Origin of the sequence: Streptomyces sp. HD, from assembly GCF_028369295.1 — a bacterium.
In the GTDB taxonomy this organism is placed as follows: domain Bacteria; phylum Actinomycetota; class Actinomycetes; order Streptomycetales; family Streptomycetaceae; genus Streptomyces.
Genome location: NZ_JAQMYP010000091.1, coordinates 1 through 23085, shown reverse-complemented (window position 1 = coordinate 23085; position 23085 = coordinate 1). Strand labels below are relative to the sequence as shown.

The window sequence follows — 23085 nt, the reverse complement described above, 5'->3', positions numbered from 1 at the left end:
CCCCCCCCCGCCCCCCCCGGCTCCCGTCAGGCCAGGTCAGGTCAGGTCAGGTCAGGTCAGGTCAGGTGGCGAAGAGGAGCACGGACACGGTGACTCCGATCGCCACCACCGTCCAGCGCAGCAGTTCCTCGTCCATCCAGCGGGCGAGCCGCGCGCCGACGTACCCGCCCACCAGAGCGGTCGGTGCGGCGACGGCCACCAGGGCCCAGTCGACGGGCCCGAACAGCGCGAAGATCAGCAGCGTGACCGTCGAGTTGACCAGGGAGAGCGCCGCCTTGAGCGCGTTCAGTCGGCGCAAGCTGTCGGACGTGGTCATGGCCAGCGACACCAGCATGATCACGCCGAGCGCGCCGGCGAAGTAGCCGCCGTAGACACCGGCCGCGGTCATCACCACCGCGAGGGTGACGACGTTCTCGCGGCGCCTGCCGTCGATGTCCGCACCGGTCGGCCGCAGCAGCTTCTTCACCGGCTTCTGCACGGCGAGCAGCAGGCTCGCGAACAGCACGAGGACCGGGACGACCGTGTCGAAGCTCTTGCTGCTGGTGACCAGCAGCAGCGCCGAGCCGGCCACCGTGCCGACGCCGGTCAGCACCGACAGCAGCACCAGCCGGCCTCGCGACTGCGTCCTCAGCTCCGGCGTGAAGCCATAGACCTGGCCCGCGAATCCGGGCCAATTGGCCACGGAATTGGTGACATTGGCGGCCTGCGTCGGAAGGCCCACCCCGATCAGTGCCGGAAAGAGCAGCAACGAGCCGCCGCCGGCGATGGAATTGACGGCGCCGGAGAGCAATCCGGCCACTGCCACGATCGCGAGAACGCCCAACTCCATCAGCAGAGAACCTCAATCCGAATGTCATGCGTGAAAGGCCGACCAGCCCCGCGGTGTATGACTCGCGAGGCTGCCCGATCCTGCTATAGGGCCGATACGACCACAACAAGGCCGCGATTCCCGGAAAGGGTCAGCGATGGTCTTCGGCCATGTTCAGCACCAGGTCGACGGCCTCCCGGGCGATGGCCGGGGCGAGCCGGTAGCCACATCCGTTCGCGGCGCCGGCGAACACCACCCGCCCCGCATCATCTGCGACTTGGACCACCGGTTCGCGCTGCGCGCTGTAGGCGTCGCAGAACACCCGGCCCGACGCACGGTACTTGACCAGTTCGGGTGCCCACCGGCGCAGGCTGTCATGTGCCTCCTCGACGTCCGCCGCGCTCAGGCCCCGGGCCGCGGTGCCGGGATCGACGTCCCACTCGGTGCGGGTGAAGCTGTACAGCCAGTGGCCGCGCTCGTGGAGGGGGAGCAGGAAGGCGTCCTCGTCCTGGAACACGACCGTGCCGTCCCCCTCCCCCGGGCTGCGTTCGATGTGCAGGGCGACCACCCTCTTCACCCTGATTCCCGACGGTGGGACGAACGGTGCCAGTGCCGGGTCGGCGGTCCATGGGCCGGGGGCCAGGACCACGCGGTCGGCGGTGAGGGTGTCGCCGGTGCTCAGCCGCAGTACGACGCGGTCGGCGAGCGGCTCGATGCCGGTGACCCCGAGGCCCTCGTGGAAGTCGGCCCGCTGCCGCAGGTCCCGGGCGAGTGCCCGGACCAGACCGTGCACATCGGTTCGGTGCCCGCCGTCGACGCCCCAGACGGCCGCGTCCTGGGGGATGCCGAAGTCCGGCAGGTCCTGATGCCCCGTCCGGACGGGCCGGGCACCGTCCAGGTACGTGGCGCGGATCGCCCGGTCGTCGGCGGTGGCGGACACCACCGACACGTCTGTCGGGTGGATCGGCAGGGACGGCCGCTGTCGCCCGAGTTCCTCGTAGTAGTCCTGGCTGTAGCGCGTCATGTGCCGCAGGCGCTCGCCGGCGCCCCGCGGCAGATGCAGGCCGGCCGAGCGACGGCTGGCACCGCAGCCGATGGCGTCCCGGTCCAGGACGGTGATCGCGGCCTGCGGTTCGCGCGCGGCCAGTTCCCGGGCGACGAGGCAGCCGATGATCCCGGCACCCACCACGGCGATCCGGTTTCCCGCCATGGCGATCACGCTCCCCGCGGAAACTCGTCGACGCCCGGCTCCGTGGACCAGTTCAGGAAGGAGTCGCAGGGGTCCTCGGTCTTGACGCCCAGTATCCGGTCGAGGATGCGGCGGCTGCGCCAGGCGATCAGGCTCAGGTTGGGATCGGCCAGGCCGCGCTGTCTGCGGACGCCGTTCTGCACGAAGATGCTGTGGTCGGGCGGCCCGTCCCAGCAGGCGGCGAAGTCCTGGTCGACGCGGATCTCCTCCTCTTCCCACTCCAGCCGGTGCGCGAGCGGCGCCAGCAGGCCCGGGCGCGCCGGGCGGAATCCGGTCGCCCACACGATGACGTCCGCGGTGAGCCGCTCGACGGCGTGCGGGCGGTCGCCCGGCTCGACGGTGATCTCCCAGCCGTCGCCGCCCCAACTGACCTTGGTGACCGTGCGGTCGGGGTACAGCGCGACCAGCCCCTGCTCGCCGTCCATGAATCGACGGGTGTAGCAGCGCTGGTAGATGGCCCTGAGCGTGGCCAGGGACACTCCGTCGGTGGCCAGCACCTGCCGTTCGTTGAACGCCTCGCGCCGGGCGGGGTCCAGGGTGAAGAAGTGGTCGGAGAAGGACGGCATGAAGTAGTCGTTGGTGAACGGCGAGTCGTCGATGGGGAAGAAGTTGTCGCGCCGGGATATCCACGACACATGGGCGGGGCGGTCCGCCGCCGGCCGGGAGATCAGGTCGAGGAACGCCTCCGCCCCGGACTGGCCGCCGCCCACCACGGTGACGCGGCGTCCGCCGAGCCGTTCGGCCCGTCGCAGGAAGTCGCTGACGTGGAACTGTGACTCCCCCAGCAGGTCGCGGGCGTGCTCGGGCACCCAGGGGGTGCTGCCGATGCCAAGGGACACATGATCCGCGGTCAGTGTCCGTTCGCTGGTCCGGATCACGAAGACCTTGTCGAACTCCACGGACAGGACCTCTTCGCCGAAGGTGACGTTCTCGTTCTTCCGGCTCGCCCACTCCAGGTAGTCGCGGAACTCCCGGCGCGGCACGGCGTCGAACTGGGCGTTGATGAAGTGGTAGATCCTGCCTTTCTCGTGGAGATAGGAGAGGAACGAGAACGGGTTCGTCGGGTCGGCCAGAGTGACCAGGTCCTTGAAGAGGGACACCTGGAGGGTGGCTCCGGCGATCTGCTGGTCGTCGTGCCAGCCGAAGCTGTCGCGGCGCTCGAAGAACAGACTTGCGACCTCCGGCCGGTCATGGAGCAGACAGGCGAGGCTCAGGTTGGCCGGGCCGACCCCCACGCCCACACAGCCGAAGTGCGAAGAGAAATCCACAGTGCCGGTCTCCGTGTCTCGTAGGCCGGTCATCGGACGAGGACATTGCCGTCATGGGGCCGGTGCCGGCGGGAGCACCGCAGGTCGGTCAGCACGAAGGTGCGCTGCAGCCAGCGGTCCCGCCCGTCGTAGCGGGGCCGGTAGGCGGTACGGCCGTGCAGGGTGACCCGGTTGTCGACGATCGCCAGGTCTCCGGGCCGCAGCCGGAACGTCAGCGCCGCCGCCTCGCAGGCCGACTCCAGTTCGGCCATGGCGAGTTCGGCCTGTGCGCTCTGCGGTGCGGTGGCGGCGAAGTCGACCCTCAGGTCCGGGTCGAAGAGGTCGCCGACGAGCACGGAATGCCGGGTGGCGCTGGAGTTCCCGCCGCCGAAGGAGGGCGGCGGGGTGGTGAGGTAGTCGGTGCGGGACAGCGCCTCCCGGTCCACCCAGCTGAGCATCGGCAGGATCTGCCGGACACAGGAGGTGCGCAGCCCCGCGACACCCTCGTGGTCGGACCGCAGGCACATCAGCAGGACGTAGTCGGGGCAGTGCTCGTGGAAGGCGTTCTCGGTGTGGAAGGTCAGCTCCACGGAGCCCGGATTGCCCTGCACGTCCTCGTTGCCCGGCACCGGCACCACGTTCTGCACCAGGGCGCCGTTCTTCTCGGGACGGAAGGCGGCCGGATCGCCGAGGCCTCCCGCGATCATCATCAGTACGGCGGCCGAGACCGACGGCTCCGACTGCACGGAGTCCAACGTGGCGGGCGTGTCGGGCAGGGCGTCGTCGCCGAACGGCAGTCCGCGCAGCAGCAGCACACCCTGCTCGCCGGAGTGGCGGCGGAACCGGCTGACGACCTGCCGCAGTTCCACCGGCAGATGGTGCCAGGCGTCGCCCGCGGCGGCGATCCAGTCCGCGCCGTCGACCGGGCCGCCGGCCGCTCTCAGCACCCGGTCCGACGTGTCCCGTACGGCTTTCATCACGGCGTCGTCGAAGACCACCATATGGTCCTCGACCCTGTTCAGCGTTCCCGTGGACATCTCATCCCCCCTCGGGAGCGGTTTCGGCCGGCGGCGTCGGAGACACGGCGGCGAGGGGCGTGATCTCCTCGATGGCGGAGGTGCCCTTCGCCGGGGTCGGCTGATAGCGCTCCCATTCCTCGCGCAGGAGGATGCGGCCGTCGTCGAGTCGTTCGGGAGTGCTGACGCACCGGCCTATCGCGATCTCGCCGCTGCGCAGGACCAGGGTGTACCCCATGGTGATGACGCCGTCGGCGTCGCACGTTCCGGCCAGCGCGCACCTGCGGACCTCGCCGCCGGCGGCCTCCGCCCAGACGAGGTCGCCCTCCTGGTGGTACGTGGCCACGGGTGCGCTTCCGTCAGGATCCGCCTCGGTGTTGCGGAACGTTCTGGCGTTGTAGTCGATCATCCGTCGTCTCCTGGATCTCGGTGTCGTCACCCGGTCCGTCCGCCCTCGCAGCGGTGGTCGGGGTGTCCAGCTGATGCAGGCCGGTCGGAATGGGAGGCACGCCGGCGAACCGGCTCGCCAGCGTGCGCGCGATCAGCGGGGCGAACTTGAACGCGCCGCCACCGCAGGCGCAGTGGGCGAGTACGGCTCCCTCGCCCAGGTCGGCGAGCAGGGCACCGCCCGAGGGGCCGTCCGTCGTGTAGTGGCACTCTCGTGCGCCCACGACCCAGTCCGGCCGCAGCCCCGGAATCAGGTCGGTGAAGCGGAGCGCCAGTGCCTCGGCGTCCGCCGGGTCGGGCTCGGGGCCGCCGGGCTCGTCCACCACCCGGCAGAACGCGTCGGCGGACAGTTTCAGCGGAGTGTCGTCGACCGGGGGGACGAGCCAGGCCCCCCAGGCGGTGCCGAGGGCGGGCACGGCAGGGGTCGTACGCCACTGCTCGCGCTGCTGCGGCGGAAGGGCGCAGTACACCATGGTCTGCCGGTGCACGACCAGCCGTCCGGCGAGGGCGGGCGGCAGCAGGCCGGCCGACCAGGCGCCGGCCGCCAGCAGCACCCGGTCGCCGCGCAGGACCCGGCCGCCCTCCAACGTCACCGAGCGAGCCGCCGGGTCCACCCGGGTCACCGTGGTGTACGGCCGCAGCCGGGCCCTGGGCCGGCGGTCGAGCCAGCGGACCGCCGCCGTGAGCACGCGGTCCGCCAGGAGCACGCCCATGTCGTCCTCCAGGACCGCACCCAGACCCGGCGGGAAGGCCAAGTGCCGGTATTGGCCAGCGAGTTGGGCCGGGTCGAGGGTTCGCGCCCGAGCCCCGGCCCGCGTCAGCTCGGCCGCCGCGTGGGCGCTGTCGGCGGTCGGCAGCACGGTCAGGACGCCGGTGCTGTGCAGGAGCCGGGCCTCCAGCAGGGACTCCAGCTCCCGCCACAGCAGGTGCGCGGCGACGGCGGCGCGGGTGGCGCCGGGTTCGTGCGGGTGCAGGGCCCGCATCACCCGGTGCCGGTCGTGGGAGGAGCAGCGGGTGTTGGGCAGCGGACCCCGCTCGATGACGGTGGTGTGTTGGCCCGCCCGGACGCATTCCACCGCGGTGAGCAGTCCGACGACCCCGCCGCCCACGATGAGGGTGCGCCCGCCGCTTGGTTCCCGGCCCCCGTCCGTCCCGTACGCGGTGCTCATACCGCCGGCTGCTCACCGGCGTCGGCGACGAGCGGCACCGGGAAGGCCGTGATCTCCTGAGCGTTCGTCAGGGTTTCGTCCAGGTTGCCGTGCCAACCGCCGGTACGGCGTGCTTCGTCCGCCAGATCGATGAGGATGGGGGACGCTCCGGCGATCAGGACACGCAGCTCCAGGAAGAGGTCGCCGAGAGCCTGAGCCGGTGCGCCGGGCGGGGGTTCGACGAGGCTCGGCACCGACCTGCCCAGCCGCTGAAGTTGCGCCACCACGAGATCGGCCGCACCGGACGGGCTGTAGCCCACGATCTCGTAGGCGTCGACGAACCGCTCCAGAACCGCACGGGCCCTGGTCCTCGCGGCGTCGGACACGGGCAGCGGTCCGGTGGTGTCGGCCGCGGCCGTGTTGAGGGCGGTGGCGATCCCGTTCCAGAGTTCGACGAGACGGACCTGCGTGACCTTCACCAGCCCGTCCCGGCTGAAGTTGGTCCGCTGGTGCTCCGGGCCGGTGAGCGCCAGGTGGAACCGGAGGGCGTCGCGGCTGACGAGGCCGAGTGCCTCGTCGATGTACACGACGTGTCCTCGTGTGGTGGAGAACTTGTCGTTCTCCAGCTCGTAGAACTCGTTGGAGACGATGGAGTCGGGTAGGGCGTAGCGGCCGTCGTGGGCCATGAGCAGCGCCAGGTGGGTGAGGCCCCAGAAGTACACGATGTCGGACCCGATGAAGTAGATGATCTCCGGGTCGTGTCCGGGGTCCCACAGGTTCCGGCCGACGACGCGTGGGTCGTCCACCCGCCGCGCCGCGTGGTCGGTGCAGAACATCGCCGCCGGGATGCCCTCCACCCAGGAGTTGAGCCGCTGTCCTTCGGTGCCGGGAAAGGGGGAAGGCAGTCCGTAGGAGATCGGGTAGGTGATCGGGAAGTCGGGCAGCGGCCGGGCCAGCGCTTCGCGCAGGAACCGCAGGGTGCGGGGCCGCAGCCCCGACTCCCGGGTCTGGTAGAAGGACGTCAGCTGCTTGCGGTACTGCTCCATGGGCAGCACGAGCACCTGTTCCTCGCGGCTGCCGACCGGGGCGGTGGGGTCCAGCGTGGACCAGGGGTCGAGGAGCTCGTCGAAGTTGTTGGGATGCCCGCACATCTCGCAGACGCCGCCGCGGCTCTCGGTGACACAGACCGGGCAGTAGCCGGCGACCAGGCCTTCGACCAGGATCTCCCCGGTGCGCGCGTCGCAGGGGAACGTGACCGTGCGCAGTTCGAGCTTGCCCGCGTCGTGGAGGTCGGTGACGAAGCGCAGGGCGTTCGCCCGGTAGGCGTCGTCGTAGGGGGCGTAGCCGTCCACCGAGATACCGGCGGCCTCCAGGGTGCGCCCGATCGCCGCGTGGGAGGTCGCGGCCAGTTCCTCGGGGGTGGTGCCGGCGCGCCGGGCCCCGGCCATGACGTAGGTCTGGCTGTCGTCGGTGCCGGTCGAGAAGACGACGGGACGTCCACGTGCACGCAGGTACCGGGCGTGGATGTCGGCCTGCATGAACGGACCGGCCAGGTGGCCGATGTGCAGGTCGCCGTTGGGGGTGGGTGAGGTGTCGATGATGACGGCGGGCCGCGGGCCGCCCGGTGCGGTCTGCGCCATCGCTCAGGCCCCTTCGTGGTGCCGGACGAGGAAGCCCTCCACGGTGTCGGGTGTCCACCACGCCGTGTACATCTGGAAGTCCTCCGTCCCTTCGTTGAACACCTGGTGATCCGTGTTCGGCGGGAAGTGCACGATGTCTCCCTCGCGGAAGGGGACGCGTTCGCCGCGGGACTCCAGTACGGCCTCACCGGACAGGGCGATGAAGATCTCGTAGTCGGGATGGGCGTGTTTGGTCGTCGAGGAACCGGGCTGGACGACGCACCAGGCGCCTTCGAAGGGGGCGTTGAGGGCGGGCCAGGGGAGCAGGGGCTGTGAGAAACCGTTCTCCGGCCGCAGCCCACTGCGGTCGAGACTGCGCATTTCCATGGTGGCCACCAATCTCCGAATCGGGGTGATCGCTTCACGGTGGGAATGGGTCTTGTGGAGGCGTGCTACAGGCGGGCGGCGATCTCTCGCATACGGCGGTGCATGCCACCGAAGACGGGTCTGTCCGGCAGCAGGGCCTTGGGCACCTTGGTGGCGACCGTGTAGTCCGTGTTCACGACGTTGGCCAGCGGTGTCCGGGAGATCTGGGAGAGCAACTGGTAGGCGTCGAGCGGGTCGAGGCCGTGGCGGTCGCTCAGCCAGCCCACCATCTGTACCTGCGAGATGCGCCAGGCGTCCTCAAGCGGACGGGCGGAGGCGAGGGTGATGAGGAAGTCGTCGTTCTCGATGCGCGGCCACGCGGGCGCACCGCCCTTGATCAGGTCGACCACTAGGGTCGTGTTCATCGCGCCCTCGACGGCGGTGCCGCACGACTCGCCCTCACCCTGCCGGTAGTGGCCGTCGCCGACGGAGAACAGCGCTCCCTCGACGTTGACCCCCAGGTAGCACGTGGCGCCGGCCCGCATCTCCGGAGTGTCCAGGTTGCCGCCGTATCCGCCCGCCGCCAGTGAGGAGCGCACTTCTCCGGCCGACGGGGCGACACCCACCGTGCCGAGCATGGGGCACAGCGGCAGATCCACCGTGAAGTCACCGGCCGCCGCCTCGAAGCGGACCGTCCCGGCGTCCCGGTCGAGCTGATAGATCCAGGTCCGCTCCGGAAGCGGGGGCTGGAGGGTGGCGGTGCGTCCGGTTCCGGTGAGCCCGCCGAAGTGGGCGACGAGAGTGGAGACACCCCAGTCTCGGGCAGGGGTCAGTTCGGCGATGTGCAGGACCAGGGTGTCGCCCGGTTCGGCTCCTTCGACATGGAAAGGGCCGGTCTGCGGATTGAACCTTCCATCTGTGATTCTTTCGTCGGGGAGGTGTGAATTCTTGTACAGCCGACCGCTGAAGGCGTCCTCGGTCCACAGTTTCAAGGCGGTTCCCGGACCTAATCGTGAAATTGGTCCAGCACCGCCGAACGTCCAGGCGAACTGAGACGGCAACGGCGTGAATTCGAAGGTGCCCATGTACGACTCTCTCAAGGGTGGTCCGTACATCCTTCTGAACGAGGCCCGAGTCTACCTTCGTCGAATGCGCAGTCAAGAGTGTTTCTCTTGAACACCGCTGACACGCGGTTCTCACATCTGAATTGGGTCATCGGTTTCGGAGTTCAGGCCCGCGGCCCGGTCCAGACTGGAGGTGATCCACTCGACCAGTCCGAGACCGTCCCGCTCCGCGGCCTGGGCCCAGGCGCTCTCCCGTTCCTCGGTGGTACGCAGTTGCAGTCGGATCTCCCTGGTCCGGCACTCGTCGCGCGAACCGCCCAGCTCCTTGCGCAGCTCATGCCGGAACCGGTTGCGGGACCAGCCCTCCCGCGCGGCACGCTCCAGCCACGTCCGGCGCTGCACGGAGTCCAGCGAGGCCACCTCGGCGTGATGCTGAAAGCTGAGCCGCGGATGCCGTTCGGAAGCCGGGAAACGTCTGGCGATCCAGGCGTAGTTGCGCAGGGTCTTGTAGTCGAGTCCCGTCTCCTCCATTGCCTGACGGTACTTTCCCGGATATCTCTCCTGACCATAGACGAGCCAGTCCCCGTGCCACCAGCACGAGGAATCCGATATCAAATAGAGGTGTTTACCGACGCGTTTCCACTCGGCCAGGGAAAAGACCGGCGGTAGAACCAGACTGGTACGTCGGGTGACGGCGGCTCCGATGATCGGGTGCTCGGACTCGGTGTGCAGTGCAGTCGTCGAGTAGTCCAAGCCTTTTCCCCTTTCTCGTGGGGGAAGGACAGATGCGGGTGCGCTGATCGCGAGGGAGTCTGGCATCCGGCTCGGGCCCGGTCCAGATCGTTCAAAGGTCAACGGCGAGACTGGCCCGAAGATGTCGGTCTGGTCGAGCGGTCGATTCGGGCCCGGTCGAAGACGAAGAAGCTGAAGAAGACGCCGCCGATGACCAGCAGGGCCCCCCAGAACTCCTGGGGGGTGGGCATGCGTTGCTCCCACACCAGGTAGAAGAACGCTCCGAACACGGCCTCCATCCCGATGACCGGCCCCATGACCGTCGCGGGCAGACGCTTCGAGGCGATGTTCCAGAACCACGTGGCGCACCAGGAGCCCAGCACCGCCAGCGCCGCGCACCAGGCCAGGAACGGTCCCAGGGTTCCCGCGTCGGCGAACGGCGAGGTGCCCTCGGCGGACTCGGCCAGCGGCAGCAGCACCAGCGAGCCGCAGCAGGCCCCGATGCCGATGCAGGCGGTCCAGGTGCTGTTGTCCGGGGCGGTGGCCGCGCGCCGCAGGATGATCCGGTTGGCGATGACGAAGTAGGACCAGGCCACGCAGGCGGCGAACCCCAGTGCGGCGCCGAGGAGTTGGTCCCGGCCGTCGCCCGCCGTGCCGAGGGAGGAGGTACCGCCGTTCACCAGGAACAGCCCGCCGGCGATGACACCGATGGGCAGCAGCCCGCTGCGCCAGGGGAAGACCTTCTCGATGCCGTTCGAGATCAACGACACCATGACGGGGATCAGGCCGGTCATGGTCGACGCGAGGACCCCGCCGCCGACGGAGGCGGCCATCGACAGCAGCAGATAGAAGCCGATGTATCCCACCACACCGAGGTGCAGTGCCTTGAGGAACCCGGGCACCCCCAGGGCGCGCAGCCGGCCGGGGCGCGCGGCCAGCACCACGGCCGACATGAGGCCGAAGACGGCGTACCGGCCCAGCACGAGGTAGTAGATGTTCACGGGGTCGACGGCCACGGGCCCCAGGAAGGTGAACCCCCACAGAGCCGTCGCGACGAGCGCCGCCGACAGCCCGACGAGCACCGGAGCCGAGGGGAGCCGCCGGCCGGTGGACTCCATGGGCATCTCCCCTTCCCGGGCGGCCGACGTCGTACGGGGCGTCATCGGGACGCGGCCACGAGGCCGTCGCCGATCGTGAGGATCTGTGAGACGAGGAAATCGAAGTCGGAGCGGACCGACCGGTGGTTGTTGTTGGCGACGCGGATGACGAACCTGCCGTCGATCACCGTATGGGACGGCATGGCCAGTCCTTCCATCTGCAGCCGGGAGAGGACGTCCTGGTTGACGCGGTTCAGGTCGTCCGGGGTGGCATCCGGCCAGACGTAGCGGAAGCACACGATGTTGAGGTCGCTGCGGGAGACGACCTCCAGTCTGTCGCAGCTGTCGGCCAGTTTCGTCAGGTACGCGATCTGGTCGATGTTGCCCGCGATCGACGCGGCGAAGGTGTCGATGCCGTGGGCCTTGAGCGCGAACCACACCTTCAGCGCCCTGAACCGACGGGACTGCTCGATGCCGCGGTCGGAGAAGGCGAGGGAGTACGCGGCGGGTCCCTGCGCGGTGCTGCTGATGTAGTCCGCGCTGGAACTGAACGTGTTCTCCAGCGCGTCGGGGCGGCGCACGAGGACGCAGCTGACGTCGAACGGCATGTACAGCCACTTGTGCAGGTCGAAGACGAGCGAGTCGGCCTCGTTCATCCCCGCCAGCAGGGGCCGGTGGGTGGGCAGCAGTTGGGCGAAGGCGCCGAACGCGCCGTCGACGTGGAACCAGAGGTCCTCCTCCCGGGCCAGGGCGAGGAGTTCATCGAGGGGGTCCACGGCTCCGGTGTTGACCGTGCCGGCGTTTCCCACCAGGCACATCGGGTGCAGCCCCGCGGCACGGTCCCGACGGATGGCGTCGCACAGGGCGCCGGTGTCGATCCGGAAGTCCGCGTCGACGGGTATCCGACGGAAGAAGTGCCCGCCGATGCCGAGGAGTTCGACGGCCTTCTCCACCGAGTGGTGGGTCTCGGTCGAGCCGTAGACGGTGAACTGCCGGCCGTCGGCGACAGCTCCCAGGCCGCGGAGGTCCGCCGTGCCGCTCTTCGCCTGGCGGGCCGCGGCGAGGGCGATGATCTGGCCCATCGACGCTCCGCTGGTCAGCACTCCGGAGCCGTCGGCGGGCCAGCGCATGGCCTCCCGCAGCCACGCGATCACCTGGTGCTCGACCATCATCGCAGCGTTCTCACCGGAGCCGAGCGTGCAGTTGACGACGGAGGCGAGCAGATCGGCGTAGGCCGCGACCGGCACGCCGGAGCCGTTCGCCCAGCCCCAGAACCGGGGGTGGATGTTGCCGCGCGGGTACGGCATGACCGTCGTACGGAACTCCTCGTAGACGTCCTGCGCGGGGACGCCGGTCCGCGGCAGGGCGGTGTCGAGCCGGGCCTGGACGTCGGGCGGTACCGGCTGCCAGACCGGCCTGTCGCGGATTCCGGCGAGGTAGTCGGCCATGTCGTCGACGATGCGCCGCCCCAGGGCCTTGAACTCCTCCCAGTCCGGGGGGTCGAGGGGGATGGACTGTTCGTGCGGGTCGTACGAGGACACCGTGCCGTGCCTCCTGGCGGTGTGGGGGGTGGTCAGATGCTGGACGCCGCGGGTGCCCTCGGCGCGGTGGCGACGGGTGCCCCCTCCGGCATGAAGGCGGTGAAGCGCTCGGGGTGGTACAGGGCGTGCATGGGGTGCGGTTGTCCGCCGAGCGAGGCGAGCACGGCCCGGGCGATCGCCGGCGCCTGGGCGAAACCGCCGGTGTTGTGGCCGCCGTTGATGACGAACAGGCGCCCTTGCACGGTCGTTTCCGCGTGGTAGATGCCGAGTGACGTAGCGGTCCAGGGCCGCACGCAGTACTTGAAGTCGTAGTTGTCGCCGGCCCGTGACGATGCGGTGGGGTGGGACTGGTCCGGGAAGAGCCGCTCGACCGTGTCCATGATGCCGAGCCGGATGGCGTCCAGTTGTGCCTCGTCGGCGTCGGTGCCGGCACCGGTGTAGCCGTAGCCCGAGCCGACGATCAGGGTGGGCCGCCCGTCGCCGTCCACGGCGACGGTCACGTTGGCGTCCTCGGTGACGTGCCGCCTGCGGCCGACCTTGAGGGAATACGGCAGCCGCGCGCGCTCGTTGCCGATCCGCATCCAGCCGCCCAGTACGCCGTGGATCCGGCCCTCGCACGCCGACCCGGCGAGCAGGGCGCGGCCCTGGACACCTGGTGAGGCGACGACGTGCGCGTCGTCGGGGATGGGGACGCCGCAGTCGAAGCCGGTCACCGTGCCCGAGCCGTCGCGTCGGACCCGGCGCACCGGGGTGTCCCAGTGGAACACCACGCCCCGTTCCCGCAGGAACGAGACGATCCGGTGCGTGAACCGGTGGATGCCCACGGTGAAGCCGGGGACGAGGAACCCGCCCGCAAGTGCCCCGTTCTCGAAGGCGTGGGCCAGGGCCGGGAATTCCGCGGCCAGTTGGTCCGGGGTGAACTCGCGGGCGACGGCGCCGAGAGCACGATGCCGGGCGAGCGCGCTCCGGCGGTGGTCCGGATCCGCGTAGAGGCGCAGGACGTCGTCCGTCAGGACGACGTCCTCGAAGAGCTCGGGGTGGTCCCGGCGCAGTGCGGTCCACTCGTGGAAGGCCTCGGCGGTGAAGGCGAAGACGTCCTGGTTGTAGGCGCGGGCGAGCCAGGACGGCACACGTTCGAACTCCTCGACCCAGCCGCGCTCCTCGGCGGACAGCGGGCGGTCGCCGGTGGCGAGCCAGCCCTTCCGGTCGACGGGGAGCCGGAAGTACGGCGGTGGGCCGCTGTGGAAGTCCTGGTTGTTGTAACTGTCCATCTCGGTGAAGGTGAACATGCGCGCGTCGTCGCCGGCGTGGGTGCAGCCGTACCGGCGCCAGTCGTCGCCGCCCGGCGCGGGCGCTCCGTCGACGACCGTGACCCGGTGGCCGGCCCGCCACAGATACAGGGCCGTGATCAGGTTGACGATGCCTGCTCCGACCAGCACCACGTCCTTGCCGTCCGGTCCGGGCGCGGGCGGTAAGGGGACGGTGCGCTGGAGGGTGAACCATCGCTCGAAGCCGCTCAGGGCCGCCGCGAGCGCGGGGAGAGTGCCGTCGGGCTGGGTGAACTCGACGAGGTCGCGGATACCGGACCGGCCGGGGGTGCCGGTCACGTAGGAGAGGAACGTGGTGCCGGTGATGTGCTCGGACCAGCTCCGCAGAACGTGCTCCGGGGGGCGCCTGGAGGTGATCAGTCCGCGCGCCGCGTGGACGGTCAGGTGGTGCAGGACCTCGTCCGCGGGTGCCGTGTCGAGGTGGGGCAGATGGACGACGTTTCCGCCGTGCAGGAAGTCGGAGTACGCCAGGTCGGAACTCGGGGTGGTGATGATCGTCTTCAACTTACTGTTTTCCCTGAGAGTCGGGTGAATGCAATCGGAGATACTTCAGGACTGCCTGTCGACGAAGGGCAGGGAATGGCGTCGCAGAGAAAGACACGGACCGAGTCGGTCGTCATCGGTGAGGCGGATACCGATCCAGCCGTCACGGAGTACTTCTTCCAGCTCGTTGATGGCGGAGAGGGGCACGGAGCGTTCCGGCTCTCCGCTTCGGCCCGATGTCCAGGGGGCCGGGGTGGGGCGGTAGAAGAGAAGGCGCAGCTTTCCGCCGAATTTCCGGACCAGCCGGACGGGCCGGAAACCCGCCCGCATCAGTGATCCGATTCCGTGCGGATTCTTCGGGGAGCTGGTCGCATAGAGGTGCCGGACGTCCAGGGACGCCACATCCGAGAGGGCCCTGCTGTTCAGGAGCCGGGCAAGTCCGTGGCCACGCCATTCGGGCAGGACGGCGATGGTGTCCCAGTGTGCGACCAGGGCGTACTCGGAGGGCGGCAGGGCGGTGTCCTTCGCCAGGTTGAAATCCCGGTCGCGCGGAAAGTAGACCATCCGGTAGGCGACCGCGGCGGACTCGTGCGAGACGCCGTAGCAACGCCCGCCGTCGGCGAGGCAGTAGGAGATGAACTCGGGCGTGCTGGTCTGGAAGACGTCCGGGTCGGGCAGCGAGGAGCGGATGCGCTCCTGGAGGTCCAGGAGCAGCCCGAGGTCCGCGGGGCCGAGTCGTCGCAGAGTGAACATCAGCGCCCACCCGCCGCGGACACGAATGCCGAGATCAGCGGGTCGGTGAAGCCCTCGCCGCCGTCCACGGGCAGTTCCGGGTGCCACATCACGCCCACCGCCCAGGCCTCGCCGGCGTACTCGATGGCTTCGGGCAGTCGGTCGTCGGACCGGGCCGTCACCCGCCATCGGCGACCGCCCTCCGTCTGCGGGCCGAGGCCCTGGTGGTGGTAGGAGGTGACGGTGAGGGCGCGCCTGCCGTAGGCCTGGGCCACGGTGCTGTCCGCGGTGAGGGTCACGCGGTGCTGCGCGGTCTCCGACAGGGAGGTCCGGTGGGCGACGAGGCCGCCGTTGACATCCGGGATGTGGGAAATGAGCGGATGACCGGTGGTGGTGTACAGGACCTGGCAGCCGCGGCAGATTCCGAGTACGGGAAGCCCGGCCGCCAGTGCCGCTTCGGCTAAGCGGAGTTCGAATACGTCGCGGGCCGGCTGGTACTGGTAGTCGCTCTGTCGCTCGGTACCCGTGCAATGGGCGGGGTCGATATCCTCGCCGCCGGTGAGCATGAGTCCGTCGAGAGGCGGGAGATAGGATTCTCCGGGCTTTTCGCCGACGCAGGGAATGATCACCGGAATGCCGCCCGCCCGGACCACATGATCGACGTATCCCGTATGCAGACAATGACTGTTGATCGCTGTGCGTAATCTCGACGTGATACCGATCAATGGTTTCATGGTCGGCCCCCGTGGATGGTGCGGATTGGAAAGCCCGGACACGCTAACGGACGCTGTTCCGGCTGTGCAAGATCGATGATCCGGGAAGGGCGTCGTACCATCGCCCCGGCGTGGGGGCGATTTTCGGTCAGCGCCGTCGGCTCGGCGACCGAAAAAGCCACCGCGGCGTTGACCGGAATTCGACCCCGCTTGTCCCGCCGCGGCGGGACACGGCCGGCCCGCCGGTACCCATTCATCGAGCGAATGGAACGCTCCGGCATACGGAAGCTCATCGTGTCGCCTCCTCCTCGACGGCCTCGTCGGCGCCGACGGCAATCTCCTCGGCGGCCGGCATCGTGTCCCTCCGGAGGAGCAGGGACACGGCCAGGGCGATCAGTCCGCCGATGGCTGCCTGGAGGGCGCAGTAGAACCAGAAGCGGCTGTCTCCGTCCGGGGAGTCCGTGGCCCGCTGGTAGAACCAGCCGCCGGCCCACGCGCTCGCGAACGCGCCGATACCGGTGGCCAGCCGCTGGATGCCGAACACGGCTCCCGGCCGGTCCGGCGAGTAACGGAGCGCCTCCAGCTCGTTCTTCAGGAAGAGCACCACCTCGCCCAGGCTGATCAGCACCACCCCCGTGACGACGGCGACGAGGTCGGCCCACCCGATCAGCAGCAGGCCACCGGCGAACAGCGCGAAGGACACCGCCACGGCGGCAGGAAAACCGAGTGTGTTGATCCGCTTGGCCAGCGCGGGTTGCACGACGACCACCAGCAGCCCGTTGACCATGAGCAGAAGGCTGAAGACGGTGGACGAGTAGTGCGCCACGACGTACAGGCTCAGATAGTTCTGAAAGAACATGTACGCGTAGAAGCCGAGGACCGCGGTGACGACCGGCGGGATGAACAGCAGCTTCACCGCGCCGGCGCGCTCCTGACGCCCCTCGGGGCGCTGGATCTCGGCCTCGGCGGGCAGCGACCGGACATGCATCAGGGTGACGGCGGCGAAGATCCCGGACGCGACGGCGAACACCGCCATCGGCGCCCGCATGATGAAGAGACCCGCGACGAGCGGGCCGAGGGCCATCCCGCTGTTGAGCGCGGCGTTGTTCAGGGACAGAAAGAGGGGGCGGCGGTCCGGGGCGCAGTCCCGTACCACGTAGGCCTTGTTGGCCGGCAGGTACAGCGCCACCCCGGCCGCCGACAGCATCAGCGCCGGAATCGACAGCGCGGGAACCGCGATGGACACCACGAACAGCAGGAAACTGACCGTGCGGATCATCAGGGCCAGCACCATCGTCCGCTTGAGCCCGAAGTGGTCGGCGACATATCCGCCGACCACACCACCGGACATCTGCACGAACGACGCCACCGCGATGACGAGGCCCACGACCTCCAGGTCCATCTTCATCCGGTTGTGCAGGAAGAAGGACATGAACGGCATGACCATGAAACCGGCCAGCGGAATCAGGAACGAGGCCGCCACGAGGAGCCGGAAGGCCGGCGAGAGCTCGTTAATCCGCCTCAGACGTGCGAGTGCGTCGTTCAGCATGTGTTGCTCCAGCGAGGGCTCGTGCGAAGGGGTGCGGCAGGCGCGGCCCGGCACGCCCGGCCCCGAAGGGCCGGTGCGTCAGGACGGCACGGTGGTCGACGACAGTGCGGCGTCCAGGGCCAGTTCGGCATCCCGCAGCGCACGGCTCGGCACGCCGGGCGACGGGACGTAGTGGTTGTAGTAGCTCGAACCCTCGGTGTGGGGCCCCAGAAGGAAGATCCGCTCCTGCACGGCACCCGTGGCGTCCACCGCCCGGCCCTCGCGGGTGACGTCCAGGCCGGGCGTGTTGGTGCCGCGGTGCCGCAGGGTACGCAGCCGCCCCGCCTTGACCAGCCCGCCGAGCAGCGAGCCCTCGACCTCGTCCGCCGCCGGCTCCTGCACATGGGCCAGGACGACACGGTCGGCCTCCACGCGGTGCGCGGCGGCCAGCGTCGTGGATTCCAGCACCCACGCGGCGTCACCTCGCGGCGAGCGGCGCAGCCTGGTGTGGGCGCCCGGGGCGGGGCTCACGACACCCGCGTCGATCAGCGCCAAGAGCTCGGTGGAGCGGTCCAGTTGAGGGCCGATGACCGTGCGGTTGACCAGGGACACGAAGTCTCCGAAGAAGTCGTTCAGCGACTCGTCGTCGAGACCCGGTGGATCCACCACGGCACGCAGCACGTCCCGATGGTCCCGCAGCACCTCCAGCGCCTCCTTGACGGAGCTGAGGCCGAGGCCTGTCCGGGCCTCCGCGAGATCGTCGGCGACCCGGGCGACGAACCATCCGACGTAGTCCTGGTACGTCGGCCACGAGGACGGTGCCGAGGCGTCCCCGGAGAGCAGGCCGCTCACCGGAGACGGCCCGAAACGCTCACGTGCCTGCGCGAGCACCGTCTCGACGCCCCGCGCACGCACCTGTTTCGCGACCTCCCGCCGCGCCGCGTCCGCGTCACCGATGCGCAGGGCGAGACAGGACCGGTAGTAGGTGAGGTCGATCTCGGCCTCCACCAGCGGCACGATGTCCTCGGCGAAGTTCAGCCGACCGCCGGGCCGGGTCTCGCGCAGCTCCCGCACGCGTGCGGGCGTCATGGCCAGCGGTTCGCAGCGGATCCGCCCGGGGTTGAGGACGGGACGGCTGCGGTACGGCAGGCCGTTGCGGGACGCCAGGATGATCTTCGGTTCCCTGCCGCTGGACAGATACCGCGTCTCTCCGTCCTCCCCCGTCGCATGCCGTCCGCCGCGGCCGAGGGTGAGGCTCGCGATCACGTCCATGGCGGTCAGGCCCATGCCGAGCACGACCACGCGTTCTCCGGGGCACACCGTCTCGACCGCGTCGGGCAGCGGATACGGGCAGCTGACGGTCGTCGGGTCGGCCTCCTCGCCCTGCGGCCGGTGCAGGGTGTGGTGCCCGACCGTCAAGAATGCCGCGTCCACGACGAGCGAGGTCCCGTCGTCCAGGACGACCTGCTCCCGGTCGCCCAGCGGCACCAGACCGGTGGCCGACGCCTGGTGCCGTACCGGGCGAAGCTGTTCGGGAGCGGCGTCGAGGATGCGCTCGGCGGCCCAGGCCAGGTAGTCGCTGAGCAGTCGGCGGGGCAGGAAGTCGTTGGGCCGGACGTCGCGCCCGATGCCGGCGCGTACGGTGTAGCCGTCGTCCTGCAGGCGTAAGTCCCGTTCGCGGCACCAGTCGTACAGGCTCGGGCCGGATGTCCGGGCCGGGCCCGTCACCATGGCGGGGTCGGCGAACGCCGTCAGCTGTGAGCAGACGGTGTTCAGCAGGAGGTAGTCCGGCTGGTCGGCACGGTGAAGGCCGGGGCCCGGGGGCCGTGGGTCCACCAGATGCACCGTGATGTCGAACGGCTCGGCCAAGCACCTGCTGACCAGTCGTTCCAGGATGCCCAGTCCGCGTGATCCCATGCCGACGATCGCGATGCTCGGGACGGAGCGGCCCCCCGCGGCGGAAGGAGACATCGGGCTCACCACCGGCTGGTCTCGCCGAAGAACCCCGGAATGTCCGTGGTCTGCCCCGCTGCCCGTGCCCGGACGAGCGCATGGGCGCCGACGGCTATGTCGAGCACGCCGAGCCCGAACGGCGAGAAGATCACCGGCTTGCTGTCGTCGACGATGACGTCGCCGTTCAGGACGCCGGCCAGGGTGCCGGTGACGAAGTCCCGGTTGCCGCTGAGCTGTTCCGCCAGATGCGGCGAGGTGTTGGCCTTCAGGCAGTGGTCCACGTCGTCGAGGATGTTGTGCGCGCCGAGCACGGTCTCGGGCGCCAGGTCGCGCAGCGAGACGTTCAGCACCAGCTGCCCGGGACGGAACTGCCGGGTGACGTAAGGCTCCAGGGCCGTGGTGGCCAACACGACGACGTCCGCCTCCAGGGCCTCGTCCAGGGCCGACGTGAACTGCGCGGTCCGGCCCTGCGCCTCCAGGTGCTCGACCAGGGACTTGCCCGAGGGCTCATGGATGTCGTGCACCAGATAGGTGTCCGGCCGACAGCCGACCACGTGGAGGTACTCGCAGATGTTGCGGGCGATGACGCCGCCTCCCACCACGGCGATCCGTCCGCCGACGAGCCCCGTGGGACGCAGGGCCCTGGCGGCCACCGCGGCGGAGGCGGCGGTGCGGGCGGCGCTGATGTTGGCGGCCTCCAGACAGGCGATCGGGTAGCCGGTCTCGTAGTCGTTGAGGATCAGGACGGCGGAGGCCCTTGGACGCCCGGCCGCCACGTTCTTGGGAAAGCTGGCTATCCACTTGATGCCGGCGAGCTGGACGTCGCCCCGCAGCAGTGCGGGGAGCGCGATGATGCGGGAGTCCGGTTTCTCGGGGAACCGCAGGAAGTAACTGTCCGGGTTGATGGTCTCCCCGGCCTCGTGGTCCCGGTAGGTGCGCTCGACGACGTCCACGACCTCGTCGCGATGCTGGTCCAACTGCCGGCGCACTGCCTCGCCCGGGACGACTTCGAAGGTGAACACGGATCTCCTTGCATGAGACTCGTTGGGCTTCTTGATCTTCTTGACCTTCTTGGCGCGAACGCGCCAACACTTCGGGATGCGTTAGGGGTCCTGTGCTGCGGCTGCTCAACTCCTCATGAGCAGGCCTCGGCTGCGCAGCACCCACCGCTCCAGTGGGCTGAAGACGAGCAGGTCGATCGCGATGCCGACGAACAGGATGAGGAGGATGGCGAGGAAGACCGTCGCCATGCTGCTGTTCGTACGGCCCACCTCCAGCAGCTGGCCGAGGCCCACGCCCAGGTCCGGTGCCTTCGCGATGATCTCCGCGGCCATCAGTGAGCGCCAGGAGAACGCCCACCCCTGCTTCAGACCCGCCACATAGCCGGGCAGCGCCGCGGGCATCACGATGTACCGGATGCCGCGCAGACCGGTCGCGCCCAGCGTCCGTCCCGCGCGCAGGAACAGCGGCGGCACCTGGTCGATGCCGGACACCAGACCGTTGGCGATCGAGGGCACCGCGCCGAGCAGGATCACCGCGTACATCATCTCGGGCTCCAGCCCCAGCCAGATCACGGCGGCCGGCACCCAGGCGACCGAGGGCAGCGACTGCAGGCCGGACAGGATCGGGCCGATCGCGGCGCGCACGAATCTCACCCGCGCCACGAGGAGCCCGAGTGGAGTGCCGATGACCAGGGCGAGGGCGAAGCCGGACAGGCCGCGCGAGACGCTGGTCCAGATGTAGTCGAGCAGGGTGCCCTTGAGCCACGCGTCCTCGGCCTCGGCCCACACATCGCCGGGCGAGGGCAGCCGCGTCGGGTCGTCGACGATCTTCAGGGAGATCAGGGCCTGCCAGGCCACCAGGACCACGAGGATCGCGGTGATCGGCGGCAGGATCTTGTTCCTGAAGGTCTGGCTGAAGGGCGTACGAGCCCGGTCCGAGGTCTCCAGCGCGTCCAGGCCCGCCTCGATGCCGGCCAGTCCGGCGCTGTCCTGGGCGACCGGGTCTGCTGCCTTCCTGTCAGTGCTGGCCATGGCGGCGGATCTCCCCACGCAGGACTTCGGTGACCTCGACGGACAGTTCCGCCACGGGGGCGTCCTCGATGCGGCGCGGCTGCGGGATGTCGACGGTCCATTCGCGTGCGATCCGGCCCGGCCGGGAGGACAGCAGGACGACGCGCTGGGCGAGCCGCACCGCCTCGCGCACGTTGTGCGTGACGAAGAGGACGGACACGCCGGTCTCCGCCCAGATCCGGGTGAGTTCGTCGTGCAGTACGTCCCGGGTGATGGCGTCGAGGGCCGCGAACGGCTCGTCCATCAGCAGCAGGTTGCTCTCCTGGGCGAGCGCCCGGGCCAGCGCCACCCGCTGGCGCATACCGCCGGACAGTTCGTGCACCCGCTTGCCGTGCGCGCCCTTCAGCCGGACCAGTTCGAGGAGTTCCTCGGCGCGCTCGCGCCGCTCCGTCTTGGCGACTCCCCTGAGCTTGAGGGCGAGTTCGATGTTCTTGCCCGCGGTCAGCCACGGGAAGAGGGCGTGCTCCTGGAACATCAGGGCCGGGCGCCCGTCGGTCGTGATCGAGCCGACGGTCGGTCGGTCCAGTCCGGCGACCAGGTTCAGCAGGGTGGACTTGCCGCAGCCCGAGGCCCCGAGGAGGGTGACGAACTCGCCCGGCGCGACATCGAGGCTGATGTCGTCCAGGACGAGCTGTTGCCCGCCCGGTCTCGGGAAGGACTTCGAGACATGCTCAAGGCGAGCGGCGTGGGTGGCCGCGGTGATGCCTTCGGCGGCCTTGGGGAGAGTCGTGGCCATGGTCGTCACCTCCTGGGAACTCATCGGGTCCTTGATCAGCTCTTGCGGAGACCGGCGTCGTCGACCGTGTTCTCGCCCTCGGCCTTCAGGACCTTGTTGAGGAGCGTGAGGTCATAGATGCCGTTCAGGTCCGGCTTCTCCAGCAGCCCGGCCTCGACCGCGTGTTCGGCCTCGGCGCCGAGGGTGGAGGCCAGCGGGTCGTCGGTGAACCGGATCGATTTCCAGGCCGGGTCGATGACGTCGGCCGGCAGCGGCTTGCCCGAGTCCGACTCCAACTGCGCGTTCACCGCGGTTTTCGCCTTCTCCGGGTTGGCGTTGATCCACTTGTTGGTCTCGACCGAGGCCTTCAGCACGGCCTCGACGGCCTTCGGGTGCTCCTTGAGGAAGTCCTGCCGCACGATGACGTTCGTGATCACGAACTTCTTGTCGGGCCACAGGTCCGCCTCGTCCAGCAGCACCTTCCCGCCCTCGGCGACCAGCTTGGACGCGGTCGGCTCGGGCACCCAGGCGCCGTCGATCGAGCCGGATCCGTAGGCGTCCGGGGTGACCGAGTTGTCGGTGCGGACCACGGAGACATCGCCCTTGCCGCTCTCCGCGTCGACCTTCCAGCCCCGCTCGGAGATCCAGTTGAGGAACGCCACGTCCTGGGTGTTGCCGAGCTGCGGGGTGGCGATCTTCTTGCCCTTGACGTCGTCCAGGGACTTGATCTTCTCCGGGTCGACCACGAGCTTCACGCCGCCCGACGCGGAACCGCCGACGATGCGGAGGTTGGTGCCTCCGGACGCGGTGAAGCCGTTGATCGCCGGGGACGGGCCGATCCAACCGATGTCGATGGACCCCGAGTTGAGCGCCTCGATCTCCGACGGCCCGGCGTTGAAGAGCTGGTACTCGGCCCTGGTGGCACCGAGGTTCTTCTGGAAGTAGCCCTTGTTCACACCCACGAGGGCGGTGCCGTGGGTCAGGTTGCCGAAGTAGCCGATCCGCACGGAGTCGAGCCCGTCGATCTTCTTCGCCCCAACGGCGATCTTGGCGGCGTCGTGGTCCTCGGCCTGGGAACCGTAGCCGCAGGAGGCGAGCGCGAGGAGAGGGAGTACGACCATGGCGGCAAGAGCGCGGCGAAGGACGATTCCGGCCGATACAAGGACGCTTGCGGCCGATATGAAGGGCGAGTCGGCGGAGTTCATGTCAGAAGTCCCACCCGCCGGT

At 69.5% G+C, this 23085-nt stretch carries 21 protein-coding genes; all 21 read right to left on the bottom strand.

Annotated features, from left to right (window positions below):
- Window positions 1–61 precede the first annotated feature (61 nt).
- Entirely contained in the window at window positions 62–829 is a 768-nt protein-coding gene (locus POF73_RS44040) for a sulfite exporter TauE/SafE family protein (protein ID WP_272125067.1), read from the bottom strand.
- A gap of 130 nt (window positions 830–959) precedes the next feature.
- Window positions 960–2018 carry an NAD(P)/FAD-dependent oxidoreductase gene (locus tag POF73_RS44035; RefSeq protein WP_272125065.1) on the bottom strand — a complete coding sequence of 353 codons (1059 nt, stop codon included), beginning with the start codon at window positions 2016–2018 and terminating at the stop codon, window positions 960–962.
- 5 nt (window positions 2019–2023) lie between these two features.
- The gene (locus POF73_RS44030; RefSeq protein ID WP_272125063.1) at window positions 2024–3358 is read right to left on the bottom strand and encodes a lysine N(6)-hydroxylase/L-ornithine N(5)-oxygenase family protein; all 1335 of its coding nucleotides are present in this window, start codon (window positions 3356–3358) and stop codon (window positions 2024–2026) included.
- Window positions 3355–4341, bottom strand: coding sequence for a clavaminate synthase family protein (locus POF73_RS44025; protein ID WP_272125062.1), 987 nt, complete (start codon window positions 4339–4341; stop codon window positions 3355–3357). The genes POF73_RS44030 and POF73_RS44025 overlap by 4 nt, the downstream gene beginning before the upstream one ends.
- A 1-nt stretch (window position 4342) precedes the next feature.
- Window positions 4343–4729, bottom strand: a complete 387-nt coding sequence (locus POF73_RS44020; RefSeq protein WP_272125061.1) for a hypothetical protein — start codon at window positions 4727–4729, stop codon at window positions 4343–4345.
- Window positions 4680–5936: an NAD(P)/FAD-dependent oxidoreductase gene (locus POF73_RS44015; RefSeq protein WP_272125060.1), complete on the bottom strand. Its 1257-nt coding sequence runs from the start codon at window positions 5934–5936 to the stop codon at window positions 4680–4682. Before POF73_RS44015 ends, POF73_RS44020 begins: the two co-directional genes overlap by 50 nt.
- Window positions 5933–7555, bottom strand: a complete 1623-nt coding sequence (locus tag POF73_RS44010) for a class I tRNA ligase family protein (RefSeq protein WP_272125059.1) — start codon at window positions 7553–7555, stop codon at window positions 5933–5935. Before POF73_RS44010 ends, POF73_RS44015 begins: the two co-directional genes overlap by 4 nt.
- Before the next feature lie 3 nt (window positions 7556–7558).
- On the bottom strand, window positions 7559–7921 hold the full coding sequence (locus POF73_RS44005; protein ID WP_272125058.1) for a cupin domain-containing protein: 363 nt from the start codon (window positions 7919–7921) through the stop codon (window positions 7559–7561).
- A 65-nt stretch (window positions 7922–7986) separates the two neighbouring features.
- On the bottom strand, window positions 7987–8985 hold the full coding sequence (locus tag POF73_RS44000; protein WP_272125057.1) for an acetamidase/formamidase family protein: 999 nt from the start codon (window positions 8983–8985) through the stop codon (window positions 7987–7989).
- A gap of 111 nt (window positions 8986–9096) precedes the next feature.
- Entirely contained in the window at window positions 9097–9783 is a 687-nt protein-coding gene (locus tag POF73_RS43995; protein WP_272125056.1) for an LmbU family transcriptional regulator, read from the bottom strand.
- 32 nt (window positions 9784–9815) lie between these two features.
- The gene (locus POF73_RS43990) at window positions 9816–10814 is read right to left on the bottom strand and encodes a DMT family transporter (RefSeq protein ID WP_272125055.1); all 999 of its coding nucleotides are present in this window, start codon (window positions 10812–10814) and stop codon (window positions 9816–9818) included.
- A gap of 41 nt (window positions 10815–10855) precedes the next feature.
- Window positions 10856–12334 carry a pyridoxal phosphate-dependent decarboxylase family protein gene (locus POF73_RS43985; RefSeq protein ID WP_272125054.1) on the bottom strand — a complete coding sequence of 493 codons (1479 nt, stop codon included), beginning with the start codon at window positions 12332–12334 and terminating at the stop codon, window positions 10856–10858.
- Window positions 12335–12366: 32 nt separating this feature from the next.
- Window positions 12367–14166 (bottom strand): NAD(P)/FAD-dependent oxidoreductase, encoded by a 1800-nt coding sequence (locus POF73_RS43980; protein WP_272125053.1) that lies wholly within the window; start codon window positions 14164–14166, stop codon window positions 12367–12369.
- A gap of 45 nt (window positions 14167–14211) precedes the next feature.
- Entirely contained in the window at window positions 14212–14898 is a 687-nt protein-coding gene (locus POF73_RS43975) for a GNAT family N-acetyltransferase (protein ID WP_272125052.1), read from the bottom strand.
- The gene (locus POF73_RS43970; RefSeq protein WP_272125050.1) at window positions 14898–15611 is read right to left on the bottom strand and encodes a gamma-glutamyl-gamma-aminobutyrate hydrolase family protein; all 714 of its coding nucleotides are present in this window, start codon (window positions 15609–15611) and stop codon (window positions 14898–14900) included. The genes POF73_RS43975 and POF73_RS43970 overlap by 1 nt, the downstream gene beginning before the upstream one ends.
- A gap of 268 nt (window positions 15612–15879) precedes the next feature.
- Window positions 15880–17139, bottom strand: a complete 1260-nt coding sequence (locus POF73_RS43965; RefSeq protein ID WP_272125049.1) for an MFS transporter — start codon at window positions 17137–17139, stop codon at window positions 15880–15882.
- A 78-nt stretch (window positions 17140–17217) separates the two neighbouring features.
- On the bottom strand, window positions 17218–19089 hold the full coding sequence (locus tag POF73_RS43960; RefSeq protein ID WP_272125047.1) for an FAD/NAD(P)-binding protein: 1872 nt from the start codon (window positions 19087–19089) through the stop codon (window positions 17218–17220).
- 5 nt (window positions 19090–19094) lie between these two features.
- Window positions 19095–20093 (bottom strand): 2,3-diaminopropionate biosynthesis protein SbnB, encoded by a 999-nt coding sequence (gene sbnB, locus POF73_RS43955; RefSeq protein ID WP_272125046.1) that lies wholly within the window; start codon window positions 20091–20093, stop codon window positions 19095–19097.
- Between the two features lie 105 nt (window positions 20094–20198).
- Window positions 20199–21104 carry an ABC transporter permease gene (locus POF73_RS43950; protein WP_272125045.1) on the bottom strand — a complete coding sequence of 302 codons (906 nt, stop codon included), beginning with the start codon at window positions 21102–21104 and terminating at the stop codon, window positions 20199–20201.
- Window positions 21091–21903 (bottom strand): ABC transporter ATP-binding protein, encoded by an 813-nt coding sequence (locus POF73_RS43945; protein ID WP_272125044.1) that lies wholly within the window; start codon window positions 21901–21903, stop codon window positions 21091–21093. The genes POF73_RS43950 and POF73_RS43945 overlap by 14 nt, the downstream gene beginning before the upstream one ends.
- Before the next feature lie 11 nt (window positions 21904–21914).
- Complete coding sequence (locus POF73_RS43940) at window positions 21915–22979, bottom strand: aliphatic sulfonate ABC transporter substrate-binding protein (protein WP_272125043.1); 1065 nt, start codon at window positions 22977–22979, stop codon at window positions 21915–21917.
- Window positions 22980–23085 lie beyond the last annotated feature (106 nt).